Annotated in this window: 1 protein-coding gene (only partly in view); it reads left to right on the forward strand. The window is 67.8% G+C overall.

The annotated features are described in order from the left end of the window. A protein-coding gene (locus HY019_RS04105) for a non-ribosomal peptide synthetase (RefSeq protein WP_290688560.1) crosses the window boundary here: on the forward strand, positions 1-13,324 show its beginning. The gene runs 15,350 nt beyond the window's last position; 13,324 of the gene's 28,674 nt are visible here — the first part of the coding sequence; the start codon lies at positions 1-3; its stop codon lies off the right edge, out of view.

A 13,324-nucleotide genomic window follows, 5' to 3' on the forward strand; every position in this document is an offset into this window, starting at 1 on the left:
ATGAATGGTTTTGTTGTCGATTTCGCAGGGGAAGCTGGTTCCGAAACGCGCGCCTTGATCCCTTTGTCGATGGTGCAGCGCGTCATCTGGCTGGATCAGATGGTGAGCCCGGGCCTGCCCTGCTACCAGATCGGCATGTGTGTGGACATCCAGGGCGAGCTGGATGTCGAGCGGCTCAGGCAGGCGGTGACGCATGTGGCGCAGCGCCACGACGCCCTGCGCATGGTGCCCAGCCAGGACCCAGCAGAGGCAGGTGCCACGCCGCGTCTACAGGTGCTGGACACCGTGGACGTGGCCCTGCCTGTGGTGGACATGCGCGGCCCGCACACCACACGGGACCAGGCGCTGGCCTTCGTGCAGCACACCTTCGGCAGCCCCGTGCCACTGCAGGCACGGGTGCGGCCATGGGACATGTTGCTGGTTCGGTATGCCGATGGCGGCTACCTGTGGATGCACCGCTACCACCACCTCATCATCGATGGCTACGGTGTACCGATGGCCGGCGCCGCCATCATCGACACGTACAACCGCTTGCTGTCGGGTCAGGCGCTGGACACGGCGCCCGCACCGTCCTACCGGGCCTTGCTGGACGCCGAGCAGGCCTATGCCGCATCACCCCGACACGAGCGGGATCTGGCCTTCTGGCAACAGCGCCATGCCGCCTTGCCCCCCGCCCTTTTGCCCCCTCGTTACATGGCTATCAATGGCTCGGCGCTGGGCAGTGGCAAGCAGATCTGGCGCATGCCGCGCCCCGTCTGCGAACGCGTGGCCGACCATGCCGATGCGCTGGGCCTCACGGTGCCGCACTTCTGGCTGGCACTGCTTCACACCTGCCTGTCACGCCTGCACGCGGTTGAAGAGATCGTGATCGGGGTGCCCGTTCACAACCGCACCACGCCGCAGCAGCGCCAGACCATCGGCATGTTCGCCTCGATGAACCCGGTTGGCGTGCGCACGGACCTGAACCGCAGCTTTGCCGCCCAGATGCAGGCCGTGGCCGACGAGTTGCGGCATTGCCTGCGCCACCAGCGCCTGCCCATTGCCGACATCAACCGTGTGACGCAGTTGAGCGCCAGCGGCAGGCGCCAGCTCTTCGATGTGAGCTTCTCGTATGAGTCCTTCGACGCGGATGTGCGCATGGGCGAGGCCCGCCCGCGCTTCTGGACGCTGCACAACGGCCATGAACACACGCCCCTGGCCATCGCCGCCAAGGACTACCACCACGACGACGGCCTGCTGATCGAGTGCGTGTTCAACCGGGCTCACCTGGACGACGGCGAGGTGGCCAGGCTGATCGGCCGCATGCAGACAGCCTGCGACGCCGTGCTGGATGGCTACGCCGGGCCCATCGCGCAGCTGCCCCTCATCCCGCCAGACGAAGCCGCGCTGCTGGCACGCTTCAATGACACCGACGCACCGTTTGATGCGCATGTCGGCATCCACCAGTTGTTCGAGCAGCGTGTTGCCTTGCACCCTGAGCGCCTTGCCCTGATCTGCGATGAACAGCAACTGAGTTACGCCGAGCTTGATGCACGGGCCGAGCAACTGGCTGGCCGCATGCAGGCAGCCGGCGTGCGCGCCGATACCCTGGTGGCCCTGGTGATGGAGCGCAGCGTCGAGATGGTGACGGCGCTGCTGGCCGTGCTGAAGGCCGGTGCCGCCTACGTGCCGCTAGACCCCCATCACCCGCGCGAGCGATTGGCCGAACTGATCGCCGAAGTCTCGCCCAACCTGATCGTGGCGCAGCCGGCATGGGTTCACACGTGGCCAGCGGGCAACTGCCCCGTGCTGCTGCTGGATCCCGCCTTGGAGGCCGACCAGGCAGCAGGGCCCGTACACAAGGCAAGCGGCGCATTCAACGCGCGCAGCCTGGCCTACGTCATCTTCACCTCCGGCTCAACTGGCCGCCCCAAGGGCGTGATGAACGAGCACCGCGGTGTGGTGAACCGCCTGCAGTGGATGCAGAAGGCCTACCCCTTGCAGGCCGATGATCTGGTCCTGCAAAAGACCCCTTACGGCTTTGACGTGTCGGTGTGGGAGTTCTTCTGGCCCTTGATCGCCGGGGCGCAGCTGGTGATGGCCAGGCCCGGTGGGCACCAGGATCCCGCCTATCTGGCGCAACTGATCGAAGCCCGCGGGATCACCACGCTGCACTTCGTGCCCTCCATGCTGCAGGCCTTCCTGGCCGAACTGGGCCCGGGGCGCTGCCCCAGCCTGCGCCGCGTGATCTGCAGTGGCGAGGCCCTGCCATGGGCTTTGCAGGAACTGGCGCTGGAGCGCCTGCCCGGCGCGCAGCTGCACAACCTCTATGGCCCCACAGAAGCGGCCATTGACGTGACAGCCTGGACCTGTAGCCTGGATGTGGCCACCCCCGGCGAGCCTCAGGCCGGCGCACCGCATGTGCAGAGAGTGCCACGCGTTCCCATCGGCAAGCCCATCGACAACATCCGCATCCACATCCTGGACGCCCTGGGCCAAGCCATGCCCATCGGCGTCCCCGGCGAGATCCACATTGGTGGCGTGGGCGTGGCACGCGGCTACCTCGGCCGCCCCGATCTGAGCGCCGAGCGCTTTGTGCCTGATCCCTTTTGTGATGCGCCCGACGCCCGGCTCTACCAGACCGGTGACATCGGCTGCTGGCGCGCGGATGGCGCCATCGACTACCTGGGCCGCAACGACCACCAGGTCAAGGTGCGTGGCCAGCGTGTGGAGCTGGGCGAGATCGAGCACCACCTGCTCAAGCACCCGCAGGTACGCGATGCGGTGGTGGTGGCACAAGCGGTTTCTGCCGCCCAGGACGTGGACATGCCGGATGCCCTGCGCCTGTTGGCCTATGTGGTGCCGGCATCCGATGCGGGCACCCAGCGCGAAGCCTTGTTGAACGGCTTGCGCACCATGCTGCGCACGGCCCTGCCTGCGCACATGGTGCCCAGTGCGCTGGTGCTGCTGCCCGCCCTGCCACTCAATGCCAATGGCAAGCTGGACCGCAAGGCGTTGCCCGCCCCCACCGATGCCGACCTCGCACGCGAGGCCTTCGAAGCACCGCAAGGTGACCTGGAAGGGGCGATTGCCACGGCATGGTGCGCGCTGCTGGGCGTTGACGCGGTCGGGCGCCACGACAACTTCTTTGACCTGGGGGGCCACTCGCTGCTGGCCATCCGCCTGGGCGAGCGCTTGCGGGCCATGGGCTGGCAGGCCGACATGCGCATGGTGTTTGAAGCGCCCACGCTGGCCCGATTCGCGCAAGCGTTGACAGCGCGTGCCGGGCGCGAAACAGATGCACCGCCGCATGCCCCGCCACCATCAGGCATCCCGCCCGCTTGCACGCACATCACGCCGGGCATGCTGCCCCTGATCGACCTGACACAAGAGGCCATCGACCACATCGTCCAGGCCATTGGTGGCGATGCCGCGCGCGTGCAGGACATCTACCCGCTGGCGCCGCTGCAGGACGGCATGCTGTTTCACCACGTCAGCCTGGCGCGCGGTCAGGACGGCCGCCCCTTGCACGGTGACCCATATGTGATGCCCATGCTGTTGCGCCTGGATGGCCCCGCGCAACAGCAGGCCCTGCTCGTGGCCTTGCAGCGGGTGCTCGCGCGCCACGACGCCCTGCGCACGGCCGTGATCTGGCAAGGGCTGCCGCAAGCCGTCCAGGTGGTGATGCGCGAGGTGACGCTGCCGGTGCACGAGCTGGTGCTGGACCCGCACCTGGACGTGGCGGCCCAATTGCATGCGCGCATGGCCCCACAGCGCCTCCACATGGACCTGAGCCAGGCGCCGCTGATGCGGGTCGAGCTGGCAACCATGCCCGATGCCACTGATGCTGGCCACGCCGTCTACGCCATCCTCTACCTGCACCACCTGGTGGACGACAACCAGTCCCTGCAGCTGGTGCGCGATGAACTGCGGGCCTTCATCCAGGACGAGGCCGCCGAATTGCCTGCTGCCACGCCCTACCGGGACTTCGTGGCGCGCGCACGCGCCTTGAGCGCCAACGGCCTGGACGAGCCCTTCTTCACGGCCAGGCTTGCCGATGTGGACGAGCCGACCTCGCCCTTTGGCCTGCTGGATGTGCACGGCGATGGCAGCGATGTGGTGGAAGCCGTGCAGCACTTGCCGCATGCCCTGTCCGAGCGCCTGCTCAAGCAGGCTCGTCGCCACAGCGTGGTGCCAGCCGCCTTGATGCATGTGGCCTGGGGCATGGTGGTCGCACAAGCCAGTGGGCGCGATGACGTGGTCTTTGGCACCGTGCTCAGTGGGCGCCTGCATGGCCAGGCTGCGGCCAGCACGGTGGGGGCGTTCATCAACACCTTGCCGCTTCGCCTGCGCCTGTCGGGCATCACCGCACCTGAGGCGGTGGCCGGTGTGCAAAAGGAGCTGCTGGCCCTGCTTGCGCACGACCATGCCCCGCTGGCCCTCGCCCAGCGCTGCAGCGCAATCCCCGCTGGCACCCCCCTGTTCACCTCGGTGCTCAATGTGCGCCATCAACAGGTGCAAGGCGCCATCGAGGCCAACACCGAACTGGCACCGGGCATCACGGTGCTGTCGGCGCAGGAGCGCAGCAACTACCCGCTGGTCATGTCCGTGGATGACCTGGGGGGTGACTTTGTGCTGCGTGCGCAGGCCAGCGCCAACACGCCCAACACGCCCAACGGGCACGATGAGCTCGCTGCGCGCTGCAACCGCTGGATGGCCCATGCCCTGGATGTGTTGACACAGGCGCTCGACAACACGCCGCTGGCGCCAATGAGCACGCTCAGCGCACTGCCAGATGAAGAGTCCGCGCGCGTGCTCCGGCAATTCAACGCCTGCCCGGCACCTGCGTCACGTCAGATCCTGGTTCATCAACTCGTGGAGGAGCAGGCCGTGATCAGGCCTGAGGCGCCCGCCCTTGACATGGGCGGCCAGCGCCTGAGCTACGGCCAACTCAATCAGCAGACCAACCAATGGGCGCACCTCCTGCGTCAACAAGGCGTGGCACGTGGTGACGTGGTCGGCCTGTGCATGCCGCGCAGCCCCGCAATGGTGATCGGGCTGCTGGCCATCCTGAAAGCCGGCGCAGCCTATGTCCCGCTGGACCCGGCCTACCCCGACCAGCGCCTGGCGCACATGGTGAGCGACAGCCGCATGCGCCTGATCCTCACGGCGCAGGGCTTGCAACTGCAGGCCTGGGCCTCGGATGTGCCAGTGCTCGATGTGGACGCCTGTCAGGCGGCGTGGGCCGCCTGCCCGGACCACAACCTCGATGCACACGCGCTCGGCCTGTCAGGCACTGATCCGGCCTACGCCATCTACACCTCGGGCTCCACCGGCACCCCCAAGGGCGTGCTGGTGAGCCATGCCAGCCTGGCCAATCTGGCCACCGTTCAGCAAGCCGATCTGGGCGCCACGCCTGAAAGCCGGGTGCTGCAATTTGCCTCCATCAGCTTTGACGCCAGCATCTGGGAATGCCTGCTGGCCTGGGGTGCCGGTGCCTGCCTGGTGCTGGCAGAGCGTGAAGCCCTGCTGCCCGGTCAGGTGCTGTACAACACCTTGCAGACTGGCCGCATCACCCATGCACTCTTGCCCCCCGTGGCCGTGAGCATGATGCCCACACACGAAGGGCTGGATGCCCTGCGCGTCCTGTGCGTCGGCGGCGAAGCCTGCCCGCCTGGGCTGGCGCGCCTGTGGGCCGATCCGGCGCGTAGGCGTCGGCTGGTCAACCTGTACGGCCCCACCGAGGCCACCGTGTGCGCCACCAGCCATGAGTGCCAGCCGCACGAGGCGGGCCTGGTGCCCATTGGCCGGCCACTGCCGCACACACAGCTCTACATCCTGGACGCCCACCTGCGGCCCGCTGGCCTGGGCATCTGCGGCGAGATCTACATTGGCGGCGCGGGTGTGGCGCTGGGCTACCTGCACCGCCCGGGCCTCACAGCCGAACGCTTTGTGCCCCATCCCTTTGGCGCCGCGGGCAGCCACCTGTACCGCACAGGGGACCTTGGCCGCTGGCGCGAAGACGGCAGCATCGTGTACCTGGGCCGCAATGACCACCAGGTCAAGCTGCGCGGGTTCCGCATCGAACTGGGTGAAGTCCAGGCGGCGCTGATGAAGCAAGCCGGTGTGCGGGAGGCCGTGGCGCTGGTGGATGACGAGGCCCGCCCCCCGCGCTTGCTGGCCTATGTCACCGGGCATACCGCCTTGGACGCCGGTGCGCTCAAGAAGGCCCTGCGTGCCGACTTGCCCGAGCACATGCTGCCATCCGGTGTGATCGTGCTGGATGCCCTGCCCCTGACCCCTAATGGCAAACTCGATCGCACGCGGCTGCCTGCGGTGCAAGGCGCGGCGCGTGACCAGGCAGGATCGCCTCTGGGCCCGGTGGAAACCGCACTGGCCGCGATCTGGGCCGATCTGCTGCACATCCCGCACATCCAACGTCACGACAACTTCTTCGACCTGGGCGGGCATTCGCTGCTGGTCGTGCAGATGATGGACCGCCTGCGTGCGATGCAGATGGCCGTTGAGGTGCGCAGCATCTTTGCCGCACGCGATCTGGCTGAGCTGGCCGAGTGCATCACCACGCCACACCTTGACGCCCACCAGGTGGCCAGCGCCCCCATTCCTGCGGGCTGCACGCACATCACGCCAGACAGGCTGCAGCCCCTGCTGTCCTGGCAACAGGCCCAGATCGACACGCTGGTCGAGCGCGTGCCCGGCGGCGCTGCCAATGTGCAGCATATCTACCCGCTGGTGCCCGTGCAGCAGGGCATGCTGTTCCACCGTTTGCTGCACCCCGATGCCGGTGACGCCTACGTCCTGCCCCTGCTCCTGAGCTTCGACACACCCACGCGCCTGCTTGCTTTTGTGGATGCGCTGCGTGAGGTGGTGGCCAGGCACGATGTGCTGCGCACGGCGCTGGCCTGGTCCGATCTGCCCGAGCCCGTTCAGGTGGTGTGGCGTGAAGCGCCGCTGGTGCTGGAGCAAGCCGCCATCCAGTCGCCGCATGAATGTGGGCAGAGCGGGATCGATCAGATGCGGGCCCTGATGGACCCGGCTGCCACGCGCATCGCGCTGGACCAGGCCCCTCTGATGCGCCTGCAAGCCGCACCAGCGCAGTGGCACGCCGATGGCGCGGCCACCTCGGGCCCCAGCATCCTGTTGCTCAGCGTGCACCACATCGTGTGCGACCACGTCTCGCTGGAGTTGGTGCTGCGCGAGGTCGCCACCTGCATGGCAGGCCTTGGCCACACCTTGCCGCAGGCCATGGCCTACAGCGCCTTTGTGGCCCAGACCCGCTCGCCCACCCACGAAGCCGCGGCACAAGCCTATTTCCGCCGGCGCCTGGGTGAGGTGGACGAACCCTGCACACCCTTTGAGCTGGCCGATGTGCACGGCGATGGCGTGGGGCTCAGTGAAGCGCGCCTGCAGTTGCCCGATGCCCGCGTAACCCAATTGCGCCAGCAGGCACGCTCACTCGGCGTAGGTGTGGCGGCGCTGGTGCATGTGGCCTGGGCACTGGTCGTGGCCCGCTGCGCGGGTGGCAGCCGTGCCCAAAGGGGTGATGTGGTCTTTGGCAGTGTGCTGTCCGGCCGGCTTCAAGCGGGCTCGGCAGCCCACGCCCTGGGCCTGTTCGTGAACACCTTGCCCGTGCGCGTGAACATGGTCGATCAGGATGTGCACACGCTGGTGCGCCAAACACACGCTGACCTGCTCGAGCTGGTCACGCACGAACACGCCTCTTTGGCACTGGCCCAACGCTGCAGCGCCCTGCCGCCGGACCAGCCGCTGTTCAGCGCGGTGCTGAACTACCGACACAGCGCGGGCGAGGTCGAGGGCCTGGCCGCGCTGGACGGCATGCGCGTGATCGCCAGCCAGGAGCGCACCAACTACCCACTGACCGTGTCGGTTGACGACTACGGCCAAAGCGGCATCAGCCTGAGCACCCAGACCCGTTCACCTGCCGATGCAGCGCACGTCAACGCCTGCTTCGAGCAAGCCATCGAGGTGCTGTTGAACGCCCTGGATGGGACGCATTACGCCCTGTACGCGGACGAGCTGGACATCCTGCCACCCACCATGCACGCGCTGCTGCAAAGCTGGTCGGAAGGCCGGCCCTCGGCCCAGTCTCATCTGGCACAGCACAGCCTCACACCCTGGCTGACGCATGGCTGGTTTGAAGTCCAGGCGCGCCGCCGCCCCCACGCGCTGGCGCTGACACATGGCGAACGCAGCTGGTGTTATGGCGAGCTGGATGCACAGGCCAACCGCCTGGCCCGCCTGCTGCGCGAGCAGGGTGTGCGGCCCGACTGCCTGGTGGCCATCGCGGTAGAGCGTGGCCCCGACATGGTGATCGGCCTGCTTGCCACCCTCAAGGCCGGTGGCGCCTACCTGCCCATCGACCCCACCTACCCGGTCGAGCGCATCAGCTACATGCTGCAAGATGCCTGCCCTGCGGTGCTGCTCTTGAGCCAAAGTACCGTGGCCTTGAGTGCGGCCTTGCCCGACACCATGCCCAAGCGGCCCAACTGCCGCATCGTGAACCTCGATGACACGGCCACCCTTGAAGCCCTGGCATCGCAAGACGCGCGCGCGCTCCGGGCCGAAGAGACCGGCGTCCAGCCCTCCAACCTGGCCTATGTGATCTACACCTCTGGCTCGACCGGCCAGCCCAAGGGGGTGATGATCGAACACCGCGGCGCATGCAATCTGTTACGCGCCTCGCTGGCACCGCTGGGTCTGCATGACCACGCACGCGTGCTGCAGTACGCGTCCTTCAGCTTCGACGCCTCGGTGTGGGAGTGGCTGATGGCACTAGGCACCGGCGCCAGCCTGCACCTGGCCGAGCAGGCCGAGCTGCTGCCTGGCGCGCCGCTGCAGCACACCTTGCGCCGGCTGGCCATCACACACGTGTTGCTCTCGCCTGCCGTGATGAGCGCCTGGCCTCTGGGCGAAGCTGCGGCCAGCCTTCAAACGCTGATCGCCGGCGGTGATGTCTGCCCCGTCGAGCTGGCACGCCAGTACGCCCACGTGCCCCGTTTCGTCAATGCCTACGGGCCGACGGAAGCATCCGTGTGTGTCAGCGTGCATGTACTGGCCGGCGAAGCGAACCACGCGGAGCCTGGCGCAGCGGCCTTGCCCATTGGGCGCCCCTTGCCTGGCACACGCGTGCGCATCCTGGATGAACGCATGCGCCCGGTCCCGCCAGGGGTGGCCGGTGAAATCTGCATCGGTGGCATCGGCGTGGCGCGCGGCTACCTCAACCGCCCTGAGCTCACCGCCGAGCGCTTTGTGCCCGACCCCGATGCGCCACAACCAGGCGCCCGCCTGTATCGCACAGGCGATCTGGGCCGTTGGCGCGCAGACGGCAGCATCGACTACCTGGGCCGCAATGACCAGCAAGTCAAGGTGCGCGGCTTTCGCATCGAACCCGGTGAAATCGAAACAGCCCTGCGCGCCCTGCCTGGTGTGCGTGAAGCCACCGTGCTGGCAGACAAAGGTGCGAACGGCCAACAGCGCCTGGTGGCCTTTGTGGCGCTTCACCCGCCCGGGTTCACTGCGCCACAAGACGCCCACAGCCTGAAGGCCCAACTCAAGCAGAGCTTGCCCGAGCACATGGTGCCCTCGTCCATCGTCCTGCTGGATGGCCTGCCCCTGAGCGCGAGCGGCAAGGTGGACCGCAAAGCCCTGGCGCCGCTCTTGTCACAAGGTGATCACCCTGCCGATTCGATGGGCCATGCAGGCGCATCCGACGCAGGCTTTGAGTCCCCGATCGGCCCTGTTGAACAGGCTCTGGCAGCCATCTGGTCGTCCCTGCTGGGTGTGGCGCACATCAGCCGCCACGATCGCTTCTTTGATCTGGGTGGCCATTCGCTGCTGGTGGTGCAGATGGCCGAACGCCTGCGGCAGCAAGGCTGGTCCGTGCAGGTGCGGGATGTGCTGGCCGCCCACACCCTCGCCGATCTGGCCCGCACAGCGAGCCCCATCGCAAGCGCCCCCAGCACGGACCTGTCCCTCAGCCTGGTGCCGATGGCGTGCACCCGCATCACGCCGGACATGGTGCCACTGGCCAGCGCGGCGGGGCTCACACAGTCCGATCTTGATGTGATCGTATCGGCCGTGCCAGGCGGGGCAACGCAGGTGCAGGACATCTACCCGCTCGCCCCCTTGCAGGAAGGTCTGCTCTTTCACCGCTTGATGGATGGCGAAGCACACGGCGCACACGCTCAGGCTCGCGACGGCTACCTCCTGCCCATGGTCTTCGCGGCAGACAGCCGGGCCCAGCTCGACCGCTTCCTGGACGCCGTTCAGGTCCTGGTCGATCGGCACGACGTGCTGCGCACCGCCATCGTCTGGCAGGGCTTGCCTCAGCCCATGCAGGTGGTCTGGCGTGCCGCGCGGCTGCCGGTCTACGCATCCGCCATGGACCCCGGCCTGCTGCCACTGGACCGCGCCCCATTGGGCCGTGCGCGGCTTGTGCCACCCCACACCGCTTTGCCGCCAGATTGCGCGCACCTGGACGAGCAGAACCCCGCCGGCAACGACTGCGAAGCGCGCTGGCGCGTCGTCCTGCAGATGCACCACCTCATCTGCGACCACGTCTCGCAAGAGATCCTGCTGCAGGAGCTGCAGACCTTGCTGGCTGACGCAGACAAGCCTTTGCACGAAGCGGCCGCCACACTGCCCCCGGCTGTACCCTATCGGGGCTTTGTGGCACAGGCGAGGGCCTTGCAAGGCGACGAAGGCGCACACGACTTCTTCCGCCACACATTGGGCGACATCGACGAAGCCACCCTGCCCTTTGGCCTGAGCCTGATGCCAGGTGACGAGGGCCGCATTGAAGAACACCGCGTGGCGCTAGACGCCCCCATGGCCAGGGCCTTGCGCGCACACGCCCGCCGTCTGGGTGTGACGCCCGCCGCCTTGTTCCATGCCGCCTGGGCCTGGGTGATCGGGGCCTGCAGCGGCCGTGACGACGTGAGCTTGGGCACCGTGCTGTCCGGGCGCCTGCAAGGGCTGCACACCCCGCATGCCGTGGCGGGCGTGGACCGCGCCATGGGCCTGTTCATCAACACCCTGCCCTTGCGCATGGCGCTTGGCCAGCAGCCCTCGGCGGCCGCGCTGGTGCACGCTGTGCATCAGCAACTGCTGGCGCTCCTGCCCCATGAGCAGACGCCGCTGGTCGAGGCCCTGCGCTGTTCGGCCCTGCCTGCTGGCACCCCCCTGTTCAGCGCCGTGCTGAACTACCGCCACACCCTGGAGGCGGTGCTGGCCCCACGCCTGGGTGGCATGAGCTTGCTGCGCAGCGAAGAGCGCAGCAACTACCCCCTGGCCCTGCTGGTGGACGACCTGGGCGAGGGCTTCATGCTGAGTACCCAGACCCGTGTGCCCAGCACCCCCGATGCGCTCGACGGTGTGGCACCCGCGCGCATGGCCGGCTACATGCTCACCGCCCTGCAGAATCTGATCGATGGGCTGAACGACACGCTAAACGACACGCTGAAAGGCGATGCGGCCAACCTGCCGCATGCGTCCGTGCTGCCCGAGGCCGAACGCCAGCAACTGCAGGCCTTCAACCCGCCGCCTTCGCCCTACCGGGATCAGGCGCTGATCCACGAGCTGTTCGAGGAGCAGGCCACACGCACACCCGACGCACCTGCGCTGCGCTTCGGCGCGCAGTGCCTGAGTTACGCCCAGCTCAATACGCGGGCAGATGAACTGGCCCGCGCACTGCGGCCTGCGCTCGATGCACTGGCAAGCGACGTACCGGCCGTGGTCGGCCTCCTGCTGGCCCGTGGCCCCGAGGCCTTCATCACCAAGCTGGCCGTGCTCAAGGCCGGCGCAGCCTACCTGGCCATCGACCCGAGCTACCCCGCATCACGCATGGGCCTGATGCTGGAGGATGCCCAACCCGGCATCGTGATCAGCCAATGCAGCCTGGCATCGCGCCTGGATGAGGCCGCAGCCCACAGCACCAACACGGCATGGCAAACGTTCTGGGTCGATGCCCTTGGTGCATCGCCCAGGGCCACTGGCCCCTCGTCACCACGCACACGCCCCACCCCCGATCAGCTCGCCTACATCGTCTACACATCGGGCTCCACCGGCCGGCCCAAGGGGGTCATGGTCACCCACCGCGGGCTGTGCAACCTGTCGGCCGCACAAGGGCAGGCGCTCCAGATCGGCCCCGGCCACCGGGTGCTGCAGTTCGCGGCCTATGGCTTTGATGCCTGTGCCTGGGAATGGGTGATGGCGCTCACGCATGGCGCCACGCTGCACCTGGCCACGCAGGACGAGGTCATGCCCGGTGAGCCACTGCAGACGCTGCTGCGTCAACAGGCCATCAGCCACGTCACCTTGCCACCCGTGGCCCTTGCGGCCATGGACGCCGACGCCCCCCTGCCTGATCTGCAAACCGTCATCGTGGCCGGTGAGGCCTGCCCCCCCGCGCTGGCCCAGCGCTGGGCCACGGGTCGGTGCTTCATCAATGCCTATGGGCCCAGCGAAGCCACCGTCTGTGCCAGCATGCACACCTGGCAGCCGGCATCTGCTGGCACCAGGCCTCTGGCCACGGTGCCCATCGGCCAGCCGATTGCCAACACGCAGATCCACGTGCTGGACGCCCACTTGCAGCCCGTGCCCATCGGGGTGGCCGGTGAAATCTGCATCGGCGGCGAAGGCGTGGCCCTGGGCTATCTGGGGCGTGAAGACTTGAGCGCCGAGCGCTTCGTGCGCGCCCCGACACGAGGTGGCCAACGGCTCTACCGCAGCGGCGACCTGGGCCGCTGGCGGCCGGACGGCCAGCTTGAATTCCTGGGCCGCCTCGACCAACAGGTCAAGCTGCGGGGCTTTCGCATCGAGTTGGGCGAAATCGAGTTCCGCCTGACGCAGTGCCCCCATGTGCACGAAAGCCTGGTCCTTCTGCACCGGGACGCACGCCAAGACCCGCAACTGGTGGCCTATGTCACCGCCCCACCCGGCGCCCCCCTGCCCGACACCGCCGCCTTGCGCGATGCCCTGCGTGCCGAGCTGCCGGCCTACATGGTGCCGGCCCTCGTCATGGCCTTGCCTGCCTGGCCGCTGACCCCCAACGGCAAAGTGGACCGCCGGGCCTTGCCCGCGCCCCATCTGCACGGCGGCGCCACCGGTCACGACAACACGCCCCTGACCCCGACTGAAACCCGCTTGTTCACGCTGTGGACAGACGTGCTGGCCCTGGCACCCGAGCTGCAAGCGGGCAGGCAGGCGCACTTCTTTGATCTGGGTGGCCATTCGCTGCGCACGGTGCAGCTCGTGGCCCGTGTGCGCCAGCACTTTGGCCTGGCCATGCCTTTGAGGCAGGTCT

Source organism: Aquabacterium sp. (assembly GCF_016195855.1).
Lineage (GTDB): Bacteria > Pseudomonadota > Gammaproteobacteria > Burkholderiales > Burkholderiaceae_C > Aquabacterium.